This window comes from Ancylobacter aquaticus (assembly GCF_004339465.1).
GTDB classification, from domain to species: Bacteria; Pseudomonadota; Alphaproteobacteria; order Rhizobiales; family Xanthobacteraceae; genus Ancylobacter; species Ancylobacter aquaticus.
This window is the reverse complement of record NZ_SMFY01000003.1, coordinates 218,432-234,066: the sequence shown is the minus strand read 5'-3', so window position 1 is coordinate 234,066 and position 15,635 is coordinate 218,432. Positions and strand designations below refer to the sequence as shown.

At 70.0% G+C, this 15,635-nt stretch carries 12 protein-coding genes and 1 pseudogene; 5 read left to right on the top strand and 8 right to left on the bottom strand.

What is annotated here, in order from left to right:
• Window positions 1–64 precede the first annotated feature (64 nt).
• Window positions 65–427: a RidA family protein gene (locus EV667_RS17085; protein ID WP_131836829.1), complete on the bottom strand. Its 363-nt coding sequence runs from the start codon at window positions 425–427 to the stop codon at window positions 65–67.
• A gap of 375 nt (window positions 428–802) precedes the next feature.
• Here EV667_RS17085 and EV667_RS17080 point away from each other — a divergent pair.
• Window positions 803–2,008: pseudogene (locus EV667_RS17080) on the top strand (MFS transporter); the annotation flags it as partial.
• 13 nt (window positions 2,009–2,021) lie between these two features.
• Here EV667_RS17080 and EV667_RS17075 read toward each other — a convergent pair.
• Complete coding sequence (locus tag EV667_RS17075; protein ID WP_131836551.1) at window positions 2,022–3,509, bottom strand: aldehyde dehydrogenase family protein; 1,488 nt, start codon at window positions 3,507–3,509, stop codon at window positions 2,022–2,024.
• Between the two features lie 339 nt (window positions 3,510–3,848).
• Here EV667_RS17075 and EV667_RS17070 point away from each other — a divergent pair, with 339 nt between their 5' ends.
• Window positions 3,849–4,349, top strand: a complete 501-nt coding sequence (locus EV667_RS17070; RefSeq protein WP_131836550.1) for a flavin reductase family protein — start codon at window positions 3,849–3,851, stop codon at window positions 4,347–4,349.
• A 145-nt stretch (window positions 4,350–4,494) separates the two neighbouring features.
• Complete coding sequence (gene atzF / locus EV667_RS17065) at window positions 4,495–6,264, top strand: allophanate hydrolase (RefSeq protein WP_131836549.1); 1,770 nt, start codon at window positions 4,495–4,497, stop codon at window positions 6,262–6,264.
• 7 nt (window positions 6,265–6,271) lie between these two features.
• On the opposite strand, the gene EV667_RS17060 is transcribed toward atzF, so the two are convergent.
• Window positions 6,272–7,441, bottom strand: a complete 1,170-nt coding sequence (locus EV667_RS17060; protein WP_165901639.1) for a glycosyltransferase — start codon at window positions 7,439–7,441, stop codon at window positions 6,272–6,274.
• A 73-nt stretch (window positions 7,442–7,514) separates the two neighbouring features.
• Window positions 7,515–8,957 (bottom strand): mannose-1-phosphate guanylyltransferase/mannose-6-phosphate isomerase, encoded by a 1,443-nt coding sequence (locus EV667_RS17055; RefSeq protein ID WP_131836547.1) that lies wholly within the window; start codon window positions 8,955–8,957, stop codon window positions 7,515–7,517.
• Window positions 8,958–9,122: 165 nt separating this feature from the next.
• Between EV667_RS17055 and EV667_RS17050 the strand changes: the two genes are divergently transcribed.
• Window positions 9,123–10,484 (top strand): phosphohexomutase domain-containing protein, encoded by a 1,362-nt coding sequence (locus tag EV667_RS17050; RefSeq protein WP_131836546.1) that lies wholly within the window; start codon window positions 9,123–9,125, stop codon window positions 10,482–10,484.
• 3 nt (window positions 10,485–10,487) lie between these two features.
• Here the strand turns inward: EV667_RS17050 and EV667_RS17045 are convergent, their stop codons facing one another.
• The 4 genes from EV667_RS17045 to mdoH form a co-directional block, all read right to left on the bottom strand.
• A complete protein-coding gene (locus EV667_RS17045) occupies window positions 10,488–11,405 on the bottom strand; it encodes an alpha/beta hydrolase family protein (RefSeq protein WP_131836545.1) in 918 nt (305 codons plus the stop codon).
• Window positions 11,406–11,610: 205 nt separating this feature from the next.
• Window positions 11,611–11,814, bottom strand: a complete 204-nt coding sequence (locus EV667_RS17040) for a hypothetical protein (RefSeq protein WP_131836544.1) — start codon at window positions 11,812–11,814, stop codon at window positions 11,611–11,613.
• A 173-nt stretch (window positions 11,815–11,987) separates the two neighbouring features.
• Window positions 11,988–12,584: a hypothetical protein gene (locus EV667_RS17035; RefSeq protein ID WP_131836543.1), complete on the bottom strand. Its 597-nt coding sequence runs from the start codon at window positions 12,582–12,584 to the stop codon at window positions 11,988–11,990.
• 96 nt (window positions 12,585–12,680) lie between these two features.
• Window positions 12,681–14,495: a glucans biosynthesis glucosyltransferase MdoH gene (mdoH, locus tag EV667_RS17030; protein ID WP_131836542.1), complete on the bottom strand. Its 1,815-nt coding sequence runs from the start codon at window positions 14,493–14,495 to the stop codon at window positions 12,681–12,683.
• Between the two features lie 150 nt (window positions 14,496–14,645).
• Between mdoH and EV667_RS17025 the strand changes: the two genes are divergently transcribed.
• Complete coding sequence (locus tag EV667_RS17025) at window positions 14,646–15,629, top strand: zinc-dependent alcohol dehydrogenase (protein ID WP_131836541.1); 984 nt, start codon at window positions 14,646–14,648, stop codon at window positions 15,627–15,629.
• Window positions 15,630–15,635: the final 6 nt, after the last annotated feature.

The window sequence follows — 15,635 nt, the reverse complement described above, 5'->3', positions numbered from 1 at the left end:
ACAGCCCGGATGGCGCCTCTGACGGGCGCACATGCCGGGTATACGGCTGCCGGCCCCGCCCGGTTCACAGGGCGGCGGTGGCCATCATCTCGACGAGGTTGGCGCCCTGCCCGGCAAGGCGGGATTCGACCGTGGCACGCGCCGGGGCATTGGCGGCGTCGACCCAGCCGTCCCACACCGTGTTCATGGCGGCGAAATCGGCCATGTCGTGCAGCCAGATGGTGACGCGCAGCAGCCGGCTCTTGTCGGTGCCGGCGTCCGTGAGAAGCGCGTCGATCTGGGCAAGCACGTCGGCGGTCTGGGCTGCGACGTCGGGCGTCTTCTCCCGCGCGACAACGCCGGCGAGATAGACGGTGCCAGCATGCACGACGACGCGCGCGAGTCGGCCATTGGAGGACAGGCGCTGGATGGACGGATCGGGAGGCATGGCAACCATGAGGCTGGAGCAAAGATGACGACGGGCACGCGTGCCGCGCCCGTCGTGCCCGCCCTGCGCAATGCCCGTGCCAACATGTAGGCGTTGCGCCGTCAGCGTTCTGCCAAGGGCATGCGGCGCGGTGAATACGGGACGAGACACACCGGCGGTGAGACCGGCGCACGATTGAGACGCGCGGATGAGACGGGCGGCTGGGGCCCCCTTGCCCCCTTGCCCCCTTGCCCCCCTTCTCCCCCCCCCCCTTGCCGGCCGGGCCCATCCGGGCGATGAGACGACCCTTGGACGGCGCGTTGGCACGCCTCGTGCCCCGAGGCTGGTTACAAAGCTCGGCGCAAAAGTTCGCCGCGAAAGCCTGCTGCGGGGCCGCCCGGCGGAAGTGGTGTTGGAAGAAGCATGAGTGAGTTGTCGGTCGCGGGCGCGCGGCGTGCGCTGTTCGCCTCGCGCGTGGCCGTGAGTGCCGTGTTCTTCGTCGGCGGCTGCGGGCTGACGCTCTGGGCGACCTATATCCCGATCCTCAAGGCGCGGGCCGGCTTGGACGATGCGCAGATCGGGCTGGTGCTGATGTGCGTCTCGCTCGGCTGCCTTTGCGGCATGCCGGCGGCGGGGTTCCTGCGCCCGAGGCTCGGCCCGCTGCGCGCGGGCGCGCTGGCCGGCATCGCCTTCGCCGCCGCCAGCTTCGGGCCGGCGCTGGGCGTCACCCTGCCGCTGCTGGCGCTGTCGGCCGCCGTCTTCGGCCTGTGCTTCGGCTTTCTCGACGTGTGCATGAACGCGCATGTCTCGGCGCTGGAACGCGAGGTCGGCCGGCCGATCATGTCCTCGGCGCATGCCTTCTTCAGCCTCGGCACCGTTGCCGGGGCGCTGGCCGGCGGCACGCTGATCGGCTTCGGCTTCGCCCCGCCCCTCGGGCTCGGCCTCGCCAGCGTGGCGCTGGTGGCGCTTGCGCTGGCCGCGATGCCCTGGCTGTGGCTGCCCGAACGACATGTGCGGGAGGCCGCCGACACCTCGATCTTCCGCCTGCCCAACCGCACCATGCTGGGGATCGGCGTGCTCACCGTGCTCGCCTTCGTCATCGAACTGGCGCTGATCGACTGGGGCGCGCTCTATCTGGTGCAGGCGACCGGCTCGGGCCCCGCGCAGGCCGCCTCGGGCGTCGCCGCCTTCTCGGTGGCGATGACCACCGGCCGGCTGCTTGGCGACCGCATCACCCGCGCGCTGGGAGCGGTGACGACGATCCAGATTTCCGCCGCCATCGCCTTTACCGGCGTGGCGCTGGTCGTGCTGGCGCCAACCACGCTGGCGGCGCTGCCGGGCTTCGCCATTGCCGGGCTCGGCATCGCCAATCTGGTGCCGATCCTGTTCTCGCTGAGCGGGCGCATGCCGGGCATCCCGCCCAATGCCGGCATCGCCATGACGGTGACGATCGCCTACAGCGGCGGCCTCCTCGGCCCGCCACTGATCGGCTTTGTCGCCCATGCGCTGGACCTGCGTGCCGCCTTCGCGATGCTCACCGTCGGTGCGCTGGCGATCGTCGTGGCGGTGCGCGTGGTCATTCCCCGCGCTTTGCGCCACTGAACACCCGGCACGTTCAGCTCAGCTTCATCACCACCGACTTGGTCTCCAGATAGGCGTCGAGATGCTCGGTGCCGGACTCGCGGCCATAGCCGCTGGCCTTGTAGCCGCCGAAGGGCACCACAGGGTCGAGCCCGCCATAGGTGTTGACCCACACCGTGCCGGCGCGGATCGCCTTGGCCATGCGGTGCGCGGTGGAAAGGTTGCTTGTCCACACCCCGCCGCCGAGGCCGAAGGGCGTGTCATTGGCAATGGCCGCCGCCTCCTCCGGCGTGTCGAAGGGGATGGCGGTGGCGACCGGCCCGAAGATTTCCTCGCGGGCGATCCGCATGGCGTTGGTCACGCCGGAGAGCACGGTCGGCTCGAAGAAATGGCCGTCCCCCAGCGCCCCTTCGGTGAGCCGCCGGCCGCCAGCCGTGGCGGTGACGCCCTCGCTGATGCCGATCTCCATGTAGGAGGTGATGCGCTCCAGTTGCCTCGCGTTGACGATCGGGCCGATCTGCGTCGCCGGATCGAGGCCGTTGCCAACCTTGAGCGAGCGGGCATAGGCGGAGACGCGGGCGACGAATTCCTCGTAGATCGGGCGCTCGACCAGCAGACGGGTCCCGGCGACGCAGATCTGGCCGCTATTGGCGAACACGCCCATGCCGGCGCCGGCCACCGCAGCCTCCATGTCGCAATCGGCGAAGATGATGTCCGGCGACTTGCCGCCCAGTTCCAGCGTCACCCGCTTGAGATTGGTCTTCGAGGCCTCGACGATCTTGCGGCCGGTGACGTCCGAGCCGGTAAAGGCCACCTTGTCAACATCCATATGCCGGGCCAGCGCATCGCCGGCGGTGGGACCGAAGCCGGGCACGATATTGACCACGCCCGCCGGCACGCCGGCTTCCAGCAGCAATTCGCCGAGCCGCAGCGCGGTGAGCGGGGCATCTTCGGCGGGCTTGAGCACCATGGTGCAGCCGGTGGCGAGCACTGGGCCGATCTTCCAGATCGTTGAGGTCAGCGGCGCGTTCCACGGGGTGATGGCGCCAACCACGCCGACCGGCTCCTTCAGCGTGTAGGTGAACACCTCGCCGGGCAGCGAATTGGGCAGCGTGCCGCCCGCGATGACGGTGCACATGCCGGCATAGAAGCGCGGCAGGCCGAGCGCGCGCTGGCGGCGGGACTGCATGGCGGTGATCGGTGCGCCCATGTCGAGCACGTCGATGAGCGCCAGCGTGTCGAAGTGCTTTTCCACCAGATCGGCGAAGCGCAGCAGGCATTGCTGGCGCTGGAACGGCGTGAAGCGGCTCCACGGCCCGTTGAAGGCGCGCCGTGCGGCGGCCACCGCGAGGTCGATATCGGCGGCGTCGCCCTCGGCAATCTCGGCCAGCACCTCGCCGGTCGCCGGGTTGAAGGTCTTGAAGGTCTTGCCCGAGAGCGCGGGGACGAAGGCCCCGTCGATCAACAGCCCCTTGGGCAGCGGGGCGATGATGTCGGCGATGGGGTTCACGGAGAGGGTCATGGCAGGGCTTTCGGCAACGAAAGGGATGTGGACGATGCCGCAAGGCTTGTGCCAGCACCTGCATGCGGCACGGGCAAGGGTTCGCCCGGGGGCGCGCGGGCGGATGGCGCCAGGAAAAGCGTTGCCGGCGCTGAGTTCCGGCCCGTCGACGGTGGCTCGCGGCGGCTGGCACAATGGGCCGCGCGCGTCTCAGATCGGCGACATCTGTCGCAGCGCGGCGCGAGACGGACGGGCGCCGGCCGGGGAGATGGGCTGTCAAATGCAGGCTGGGCGCGGCTGGCACGGCGCTTGCGGTTCTCTCCCCGACGCGGCCACGCGTGCCGCGAGGTGGAGTTCGCCATGATCGACCCGACAGATTTCAAGCAGGGCATGCGGCGCCTCGCCGCCGGCGTGTCCGTCATCACCACGATGGAGAACGGGCAGCCCCACGGGTTTGTCGCGACATCCGTCACCTCGGTGGCTGCAGATCCGACGCCGACACTGCTGGTCTGCGTCAATCGCAATGTCTCCTGCCACGACGTGATCGGCGCTTCACGTTCGTTCTGCGTCAATCTGCTGGCCGAGCCGGAGTTGGAACTTGCCAAGGCGTTCTCCTCCTCCGCCAACCGGCATCTGCGCTTCAGCACCCATGAATGGCGAGCGCTCGCCACCGGGGCGCCGGCGCTGGTGGGGGCGCTGGCCAGCTTCGACTGCGAGTTGGCGGAAACGGTGAGCGTGCACAGCCACAGCATCTTTCTGGGCAGGGTGGTCGCGCTGCATCTGCCGGAGGGGCCGCTGCACCCGCTGATCTATGCCGGAGGGCAGTTTGACACGCTGGGCTCGCGCGCCCGGCCGCTGTAGGCACTGCTGCTTCCACGAGTTGCAACGTGCAGAGATAGCGCATGGCGGAGGGCCGTGACGGTGTATACAATGCGCTGTCTGTCGCCCTTTTTCTCGCCATCTTTTGTCTCTGCCCTTTCCCCTGCCGTTTGCCCAGGTGTTGCTTATGCCGCGCGATCTCGCCTTCACCCTCCCCGCGCTCCGAGCCGCCTATGCCGGGGGACTGCGGCCGGAAGCGGTGATCGCTGAGGCCTTCGCCCGGCTCGACGCGCTCGACGATCCCGGCATCTTCTTGTTCGAGGCGCGCGAGACGGCGCTGGCGGAAGCACGGGCGCTGGGGGCGCCCGATGGCCGGCCGCTCTGGGGCATTCCCTATGCGGTGAAGGACAATATCGACGTCGCCGACATGCCGACCACGGCGGCCTGCCCGGATTTCCTCTATCGCGCGGAAATGGACGCGGCAGCGGTGGCGCGGCTGCGGGCCCTGGGCGCGATTTGCCTCGGCAAGGCCAATCTCGACCAGTTCGCCACCGGGCTGGTGGGAGTGCGCACGCCCTACCCGGTGCCGCGCAACGCGATTGACCCCGAACTGGTCCCGGGCGGCTCCTCCTCCGGCTCGGCGGTGGCGGTGGCGCGCGGGCTGGTGGCCTTCAGCCTCGGCACCGACACCGCCGGCTCCGGGCGGGTGCCGGCCGCGCTCAATGATATTGTCGGGCTGAAGCCGAGCCTCGGGGCGCTGTCCTCCGCCGGCATGGTGCCGGCCTGCCGAACGCTCGACACCGTGTCGCTGTTCGCCCACAGCGTGGGCGAGGCGTGGGAGCTGTTCGGCCATTGCGCCGGCTTCGACCCGGCCGACCCTTACTCCCGCCCGCTGCCGCGCCAGCGTCTCTCGCCCCTGCCGCGCGGCATCGCGGTGGCGGTGCCGGACGCGGCGAGCCTGCGCACTTTCGGCGACGAGGTACAGGAGCGCGATTTCCGCGCCACGGTGGAGCGGCTGCGCGCCGACGGGGCGAGTGTCCGCGAGATCGACCTCGCACCGTTCTACGCGGTGGCGGATCTGCTCTATGCCGGCCCCTGGGTGGCCGAGCGGGTGGCGGCGGTGGGCGCGCGGCTGACGGTGTCGCCCGACACGCTGCACGAGGTGACGCGCGCCATCCTCGCGCCGGGGCTGAAGCTCTCCGCCGTCGACGCCTTCAAAGGGCTGTACCGGCTGGAGGAACTGCGGCGCGTGTGCGCGCAGGCGCTGGAGGGGTTCGATTTCCTCTGCGTGCCGACCATTCCCTGCTTCGTCACGCTGGACGAGGTGGCGGCCGATCCGTTCGGTCCCAATAGCCGGCTCGGCACCTACACCAATTTCGTCAATCTGCTGGATATGTGCGGCATCGCCGTGCCGACCGGGCCGCGTCCCGACGGGCGCCCCGGCAGCGTCACCGTCCTTGCGCGCAAGGGCGAGGATGCCCGCGCGGCGGCGCTGGCGTTGCGGGTCGAGCGCGGGGCGGCGCCGTCTCTGGCCGACGCGCCCGTGGAAGACGACATCGCCGGGGATGAAATCGCCATCGCCGTCTGCGGGGCCCACATGGCCGGGCTGCCGCTCAATGGCGAACTCACCTCGCGTGGCGGGCGCTTTCTGCGCGAAGCCCGCACCAGCCCGGCCTACCAGCTCTTCGCCCTGCCCGGAGGGCCGCCGGCCCGGCCGGGACTGGTGCGCGCGAGGGACGGGCAAGGCGCGGCCATCGCGCTGGAGATTTGGGCGCTGCCGCGCGTCGCGTTCGGCGACTTCCTCGCCGGCATTCCCGCCCCGCTCGCCATCGGCACGGTGGCGCTGGAGGACGGCCTTGCCGTGAAGGGTTTCCTGTGCGAGCCGCACGGGCTCGCGGGCGGGCGCGACATTACCGCCAGCGGCGGCTGGCGGGCGGCGCAGGCGGCCGCGCTCTAACGGGCGCTCAGCGGAGCGGCTCCATCAATTCGGCAATGCGCGCGCCGACGGCGGCGAAGGAGTGGTTGCGCTGGAGAAGCCGGTAGCCGGCCAGCGCGCGGCGTGCGGCGGCGGCCGGGTCGTCATGGATGTGCCGCAGCATCTGGGCGGCATGAGCGACGCTGGGCTCGGCCCAGTGGTTGCCATCCGCGGCCGGATAGGCACCGGGGGGCACTGGCACGGTCCGGTAGTCGACGGGATAGCCGGTCTCGGGCGTGATGAAATCGCGGGTTCCGCCGAAATCGGTGGTGACGACCGCCTTGCCCCGGGCGAGCGCCTCGGCTCCGCCGAGCCCGAAGCCCTCCGCGCGGTGCAGCGAGAGGAAGACGTCGCATGCTTGCATCAGCGCCGCCATCTCCTCGCGGGAGACGGTGCTGTCGATGACAGTGATCCGGGGGTCCTGCGCCGCGAGCCGGGCCAGATCGGCGCGGGCCTGCGGACCCGACATGCCGCGCGCCTTGACGAGCAGCCGCGCATCCTCGCGCCCGACCGGAAAGGCCAGCCGGAACGCCTCGATGGCTGCCTGCGGGTTCTTCCGCGCCACGACAGATTCATAGTCGAAGAAGGTCAGGATGCGGAGCGGTCCGCGAAAGTCGGGCGGCGCGGGCGGCGCGTCCGGCAACGCCAAGGGCTGCGGCACGAGATGGACCGGGCGCTTCTGCGAGGCGACCAGCACGTCGCGCACGAAGACCGATGGCGCCCAGTAGGCGTCGAAACGGTCGAAGGCGGGCCGCAGATCCTCGGGCGTCTTCCGCAATTCCCAGGACGTGTAGTGGATGTTGGTGCGCCCCCGGCAAAGCCGCTTGGCCATGTCGGGCAGGTAGAGCACGCTGGAAACCGTCAGCGTCGCCGCGTGGCGAGTGGGCTGCCCGATGCGCGCGTCGAGCGAGCGGTCGGAGCAGCGGCCGGGGAGCCGGATATCGACCGGGCTGGTCGGCAGCCCGGCCGCATCGACGGCACGAACGATCAGGCGGGCGGCCTCGCCCAGCCCTATCTCCGCGCGGAGATAGCCGACGACGTCGAGTCCGAACGGCAGCCGCCCTCCATGCAGCCAGCAGGGCGTCACGACGCGGGGCGGACAATTGGCCGGCACGCGCAGCACCCTGCGCATCAGGCCGATGAGACTGCGTTTCGCCATCGAGCCTCGCCTGTCGGGGTCGGAAAGCGTGCGTTCGCAGGTCTTTACGCCGGCACGGCCGTGGTGCGGCGCGTCAGCCCTTGGCACCCTGCCCGCGCGCATAGACATCCTCGTAGCGGATGATGTCGTCCTCGCCGAGATAGGTGCCGGTCTGCACCTCGATCAGCACCATCGGCACCTTGCCGGGATTCTCCATGCGGTGCACGGCGCCGAGCGGGATATAGACCGACTGGTTCTCGGTGAGCAGGCGCGGTTCGCCGTCGATGATGACGCGCGCCGTGCCCGAGACCACGATCCAGTGTTCGGAGCGGTGATAATGGCTCTGCAGCGACAGCGCTGCGCCGGGATGGACGACGATGCGCTTGACCTGGAAACGATCGCCCAGCGCCAGCGTCTCGAACCAGCCCCAGGGCCGGTGGTCCCTAGGAAAATGCTCGGCCTGGCGGGCGCCGCGCGCCTTGAGCGCCGTCACCGCCTGCTTCACCTCCTGCGAGCGGGAACGATCGGCCACCAGCACCGCGTCCGGCATCGCCACCACCAGCATGTTGGTGAGGCCGATGCCGACCAGTTCCAGCCCCTCGGCCTCCGAGCGCAGCAGCGAATCGGCGCAGTCGATCGCCGTGACCGGCCCGTGGGCGACGACATTGGCGCCATCGGCCACGCCCTCGCGCATGACGGAAGCCCAGTCGCCAAGGTCGGACCAGTCGCCGGCAAAGGGCACCACGTCGAGATTGTCGGAACGCTCCATGATGGCGTAGTCGATGGAGATGTCCTGCGCCCGCTGCCACGGCTCCGGGGCGAGGCGCAGGAAGCCGAGGTCGCTCGCCGCCTCCTCCACCGCCTGCCGCACCGGAGCGAGCATATCAGGCGCGTGGGCCTCGAACGCCTTCAGCGCGGTTTCGACCGAAAACAGGAAGATGCCGGCGTTCCAGAGATAGTGGCCGTCCGCCAGCATGACGGTGGCGCGCCCGGCATCGGGCTTCTCGACGAAGCAGCGGAGCGGCACCGGGGCGAGGGCCTCGCCCTCCGGCGCATGGGCGAGCTCCAGCCAGCCATAGCCGGTTTCCGGCCGGGTCGGGCGGATGCCGAACGTGACGATGCGCCCTCCCTCGGCGGCGGGCAGGCCGGCGCGTATGGCGGCGGAAAACGCCGCGCTGTCGGGCACCACCTGGTCGGAGGGCATCACCAGCAGCAACGCCTTCGGATCGCGCGCCGCCAGATACTGCACGGCGGCGAGGATGGCGGGGGCGGTGTTGCGCGCACTGGGCTCGATCAGCACCGCGCCGGGCGGAATGCCGGCCTCGCCGAGCTGCTCGGTGACGATGAAGCGGAAATCGGCATTGGTGACGATGATTGGCGGGCGCACATCCGGGCCGGACAACCGACGGGCGGCGGCCTGGAACAGCGTCTCGCCTTCGCCGAGCTTGACGAACTGCTTGGGGAAACTCTTGCGGGACAGCGGCCAGAGGCGGGTGCCGGAGCCTCCGCAGAGAAGAACGGGATAAAGATGTGCCATGAAGCCTGTTCGTTCGCAGGGAGGTATCCTGAACAGACGAAGTGTGGGCGGCACGGTGGCGAAAGGCAAGGCGGATCAATCGTCTTGATCTCTTCACCCGAAATCCGTATCGCCGAAGATGGCGCGCCGCCCCCCTGCGCGCCCGCACACATGGAGGCTCACGCCATGCTCACCTGCTTCAAGGCTTATGACATTCGCGGACGGCTCGGCGAGGAATTGAACGAAGCCATCGCCCGCCGCATCGGGCGGGCCTTTGTCGAAGGGCTCGGCGCCAAGCGCGTGGTGATCGGGCGCGACTGCCGCGCCTCATCAGCCTCGTTGGCGGCGGCCTGCACCGAAGGGCTGGTGGCCGGCGGAGCGGAGGTGCTCGACCTCGGCCTGTGCGGCACCGAGGAAATGTATGCCGCCGTGACCGACTTCGACGCCGATGGCGGCATCGAGGTAACGGCCTCGCACAACCCGATGGACTATAACGGCATGAAGCTCGTGCGCGCCGGCTCTGCCCCGCTCGACACCGCGACCGGGCTGGCGGCGATCCAGGCGCTGGCGGAAGGGCCCGAGCTGCCGGACCGCGCGGGCGGGCACGTCACACCGGCGGAAGGCGCGTGTGCGGCCTATGTCGCGCGCGTGCTCTCCTTTGTCGATGTGAGCGCGCTGCGCCCGCTCACCGTGCTGGTCAATGCCGGCAATGGCGCGGCCGGGCCGACCTTCGACGCGCTGGCGCAGGCGCTGGAGGCGCGCGGCGCGCCGCTGACCTTCGTGCGCCTGCACCATGAGCCGGACGGCAGTTTCCCCAACGGGATTCCCAACCCGCTGCTCCCCGAGAACCAGCCGGTGACATCGGAGGCGGTGCGGACGGCCGGGGCCGACATGGGCGTCGCCTGGGACGGCGATTTCGACCGCTGCTTCCTGTTCGACGAGACCGGGCGCTTCATTCCCGGCGAGTATATCGTCGGCCTGCTGGCACAGGTGTTCCTCGCCAAGGAGCCGGGCGCCGCCATCGTCCACGACCCGCGCGTGGTGTGGAACACGCAGGACCAGGTAGCCCACGCCGGCGGGCGCGCGATTCAGGCGCGCACCGGCCACGCCTTCCTCAAGCAGGCGCTGCGCGATACCGGCGCGGTCTATGGCGGGGAAATGTCGGCGCACCATTACTTCCGCGACTTCATGTGCTGCGATTCCGGCATGATCCCGTGGCTGCTGGTGGCGGAGCTGATGGGGCGCAGCGGCGCGACGCTGAGTGAGCTGGTGTCGGCGCGCATGGCGGCCTTCCCCTCCTCCGGCGAGATCAATTTCCGCCTCACCGACCCTGCCGGCGCGGTGGCACGGGTGGAGGCGGCGTTTGCCGCGGAGAGCCCGGCGCGCGACGAGACCGACGGGCTCTCGCTCGATTTCAGCGACTGGCGGCTCAATCTGCGCCGCTCCAACACCGAGCCGCTGCTGCGGCTGAATGTCGAGGCCAAGGGCGCGCCGGAGCTTTTGGCGCAGAAGGTGGCGCAGATTACCGCGCTGGTCGAGGGCGGCTGAGGCTCATCGCCCCGGCGGCGCCTCCACCACATGGCCCGGCCACGGGTTGCGCCCCTCACGCAGGAACACCAGCGTGTCACGCCAGAAGCCTTCCGCGTGGCTGTCGTGGAACAGGCTGAAATGGCCGATCGCCTGCCGCCCGTAATCAGCGGGGGCGAGGCGCACCAGCGTCCGCCGGGCGCCGGTGTAGTAGCCGAGCGTGCGGGTGAGCGCCGGCACGGTGCCGAGCGGATCGTCGCTCATCGCCACGGCGAGGATGTCGGCATGCACGGCCGCCATGCGGGCACGCACCGCCTCGCGCTCGGTGCGGGGATGGCTGGTCTCGAAGCGGGGGCCGCGAAAGCTCCATTCATGGGCGACGCCGGCCGGCAGGTCCTCCAGCCAGCCGAGCCGCCGGCCGGGAAAATAGCCGAAAAGCACGGTGAGGGCCGGCATGGCGACATGCCATTTCAGGAACAGGCCGGCACGCTGGCGCGGGGCATAGTCCATCCACCACGCATATTGCGCGCCCATGGTCAGCATACGGGCGATGCCGGCGCCGCTCTCCGCAAGGCCGGGCAAAAATCCGCCGATGGAATGGCCGACCAGCATGAGCGGGCCGGCTGAGCGCGCCGCCATGAAGCGCAGCGCCGCGTCGACATCACGCTCGCCCCAGTGGCGCCAGCGAATGGGTGAGCCGCGCAGGCGCGCCGGCCGCGACAGGCCGATGCCGCGATAGTCGAAGGTCAGCACATCGAAACCGTGGCCGGCGAGAAAACGGGCGTAGCGGTGATAATAGCGTGCCGCCACCCCGGTGGCCGGGTTGATGACCACCGCGCCATGCGGGGCCGGCGCCGGGCCGCCCGCCGCCCAGATGTGCCCGCCGAGCACGAGGCCATCCCGGCACGCGATACTCACCTCGCGCGGCACGCACCCGCCCATTTTACGCTCCCGTCTCCCGACCGACCACGTTCAGGCTAGGGCCGAAAACCGGCGCCGTACATGCGCCGACACGTAGGGCAGTGCTGTGCGGATGGCGACGGCGCCGGGGCGATGGCGGCCTTTCGCGGAGAAGGATTGCACCCCGCAAGCAATCTCGGCCCGGCCGTTGACCGAGCCGAGATGAACGCAGAGACGGCAGAGGCGCTCAGTTGCTGGAGCGCATGTTGCCTTCGACCTGCTCGCGGATGGCAACAGCGGCGTTGCGCGCGGCGATATTGTCGGCGGCATTGCGGCCCTCGACGAGGGTCTGGACAGAAGCGGGCGCCGCGTGGCGGGCGGCGGCCTCGGCCGACACGGCACCAAGGGCCAGGGTGGAGGACAGGACGGCCAGGGCAAGGATCTTGTTCATGGGGCTTCTCCGGATTTCCGCGCCGCGGGATGCGGCCTCGATCACCCGGACACGCTAGGCGCCCGCCCCTTTTCCCAAAATCACACATGGGCTTCGCGGATGCACCCATTGATGTCGGCGAACCTATGCCATGGGATGATGTCTCCCACCATTGGCATCAGCGACGCCTGCGCTCAGCGAATGAGCAACGCCAGCCGGCGCCGCAGGTCGCGCGCCGTGCGGCGCAGGCCGGCCTTGAGGCGGTCGAGCCGCAGCGCCGCCACCACACGGTCGCGCAGGGCGGTGAGGGTCAGGATCACCCACGCCATCCAGGGCAGGCTCATCAGCTTGGGCCGGCCGGCGGAATAAATGCGCTCGATGATGACGAAGCTCAGGAGATAGGCGAGCAGGAACAGCACCGTGCCGGCCTTGGGCCAGCCGCCGGCGATCCACAGCAACGCGACGAATTTCAGTGGCTCGATGGTGATATAGGGAATGACCAGCAGCACCAGGATGGTCCACACTGAGCGGGCGGCGATCCAGCGCTCGAAGGCGTGCATGATCTTCAGCGCGGCGAGGCGGGCGATGAGCGGGCGGTAGAGCGGGCGCACCAGCTCGTCGAGCAGGATGAGAGGCGCGCACAGCAGCCGGAACAGAAAGCCGAGCGCCACCCGCACCGGGCGTTCGCGGAAACGGGCGCGACGCCGCGCGCGCGGACGGGCGCCCTCGCCGGCGGCGGGAGGGGGCCCGGTTGGAGCAAGGGGCACGCGAGGCGGGGCGGGGGGTTCCATTCCCCTCCTTATCGGCGCGACGCCGCAAAATGGCTAGAGCACGCGCCGATCGACTTGCACCGCAAGCTGATCGGATCGCACTCTAGAGGCACCCCCTCAGGCGGCGCGGTGCGCGGCTTCCAGCGCGAGAAGGCTGCCGGTGGGAGAGACCTCCTCCGGCGTCGCGCACAGGCCCCGCCGGGCCAGCCAGCGCCCGAGCGCCGGCTCGGCGGTCAGCACCGCGAAGGGCACGGCGCCCATGAGGCCGACCAGCACCGGCAGCGCCCAGGGCAGCGCACCGGGCGCGAACCCGAGGAGCAGCGCGCCCAGCACCCCGCCAAACAGGAATTGCGGCCACAGCCCGGCCATGGCGGTGCGCCAGGACAGGCGCTGGGCGTCGCGCGACTGCGCCTCCCAGGTCACGGTGCGGCCGAAGACCAGCCCGACCATGAACAGCGCGATGCGGAAGGCGACAACCGGGCCCAGCAGCACCGAGAAGACGAATTCCGACAGCGCCCCGCCCACCAGCCGCCCCGTGCCGCCATAGCGCTTCCGCTCCCCCGCCCGCAGCAGCACGTCCAGAAAGCCGGCGGCCTTCGGGGCGAGGCTCATCGCGAACATGGTGGCGAACAGGCCCAGCCCGAGCGCGGCGGGAAACGGGCCATCGGCCTGCTCGGCGTCGAACACCTTCAGCGCGGCGAGGGCGATGAAGGCCATCCAGGCGAGAGCGCCGACATACATCAGCATCGCCCAGGCGATCTGGAACCGGCTCATCGGCTTGAGGCCCGGCAAGGCGATGAGCCGCCAATACTGCATGTTGCCCTGGCACCAGCGCAGGTCGCGGCGGGTGAATTCGGTGAGGTGGGGCGGGTTCTCCTCGAAACTGTCCATCTCCTCCGGCAGCACCCGCACCTCATAGCCGGCGCGGCGCATCAGCACCGCCTCGATCTGGTCGTGCGAGAGGATGTGCCCGGCGAGCGGCCCGGTGCCCGGCAGGACGGGAAGGTGGCAATGCGCCTTGAACGGGGCGATGCGGATGACCGCGTTGTGCCCCCAATAGGGCCCGCAATCGCCCGCCCACCAGGACGCGCCCATCGTGTAGGAGCGCATGCCGTGGCGCATGCCGAACTGGAAGATGCGCGCGAAAGGCGAGCGCGAGGGCAGGCCGACCACGAGGCTCTGCAGGATGCCGAGGCGCGGATTGGCCTGCATGATGCGGATGAGGCGCAGCGTAGCGGAGGCGCCGAGGAAGCTGTCGGCATCGAGCGCCAGCATCAAATCGTGCTCATCGCCCCAGCGGTCGAGAAAGTCGCGGATATTGCCGGCCTTGAAACCTTCATTGCTGCTGCGGCGGCGGTAGTGCAGCGCCGCCCCCTCGCCAAGCTCGGCCTGCCACGCAGCGAAAAGCGCCTCCTCGGCAACGGCGATGTCGGGCTGGGTGGTGTCGGACAGCACGAACCAGGCAAAGTTCGCCCCATTGCCTGTGGACGCGAGTTCATTCTGCATGGCGCGCAGGCGGGCGAAGGCGCGGGCCGGGTCCTCGTTGCGCAGCGTCATCACCATGGCGACGCGCGCGGTGATCGGCGCGTCGTCGGCCGCACGGCCGGCATAGGGATAGACCGAGCGCGACGCATCGCCCGGGCCGTGCAGCAGCCACAGGCCGATCGCCGCGTTCCAGAAGCCCAGAATGGTCCAGGGCGTGGAGAGGCAGAACGCCAGCAGCAGGAAGCCGTCCAGCACGGTGAACCCGCCATGGCCGAGCAGATGGGCGAACAAGGCGACGAGCCCGGCATAGGTCACGCCGATGAGCGTGAACACCAGAGCCCGCCGTCCCGCCAGCTGCCGCAGCGACTGCACGCCGGTCGGCGTCCGGGGCTCCGCCTGTTCGGCGGAAATGAAACGCCCTTCGGCGACCTTCTCATCCAGACTCATGCAGTCCTCGGCTCGACGCAAGCGAACTACCCCTGCGGCACCTCGCTGAGCTTGTACGCAGCGCAACGCCGGCGGTTCACGCGGTTTTGGGGATCTAACCCGACCGTGATGCTGTTATGCACGCGAATGTGGCAGGGGGTAGCATCCACAATGATTGAAGCATCGGACACATGTACGCAGCTCTGGTGCGTGACGCCGGGAGGCTACGAACTGCGCCGTGCCCCGCTCGACCGGAGCGGCGACGACATGCTGACCGTGCGCGCCCTCGCCTCGGCGGTTAGCCGGGGCACGGAACGCCTCGTGCTGGAAGGCGCGGTGCCGCACAGCGAGCACCAGCGCATGCGCGCGCCGTTCCAGAACGGCGATTTTCCGTTTCCCGTCCAGTATGGCTATCAGAGCGTCGGCGTGGTCGAGGCCGGGCCGGCGGAATGGCTCGGCCGCACGGTCTTCGCGCTGCATCCGCATCAGGATCTCTATCGCCTGCCGGTGGCGGCGGCGATGCCGGTGCCGGACGCGCTGCCCCCCGAGCGCGCCACGCTGGCGGCGAACATGGAAACCGCGCTCAACGCGCTGTGGGATTCCGGCGCCGGGCCGGGAGACCGCATCACCATCGTGGGAGGCGGAGTGATCGGCCTCTTGCTGACCGCGCTCGCCGCCCGGCTTCCCGGTGCCGAGGTGACGCTGGTCGACGTAAACCCGAAGCGGGCGGAACTGGCGCGCAGCTTCGGCGCCGCCTTTGCGCTGCCGGCCGAGATCACCGATGATGCCGACATCGTGTTCCACACCAGCGCCAGCGCCGCCGGGCTGGCCACGGCGCTGGCGGCGGCGGCGTTCGAGGCGAAAGTGGTCGAGGTGAGTTGGTATGGCGGGCGAGCGCCCTCCGTGCCGCTGGGGGAGAGTTTTCACAGCCGGCGGCTGCAACTGATCGGCTCGCAGGTGGGTTCCGTATCCGCATCGCGTCGGCCACGCTGGCCGCATGCGCGCCGGCTCGCCAAGGCCCTCGCTTTGCTGGACGATGTACGGCTCGACCGTCTGGTCACGCATATCGTGCCGTTCGGCGAGGCGCCGGCGAGGCTGCCGGCACTGCTGACCGAAGGGGAGGACGCGCTGGCGATCCTGCTCGATTACCGATGAGGGATG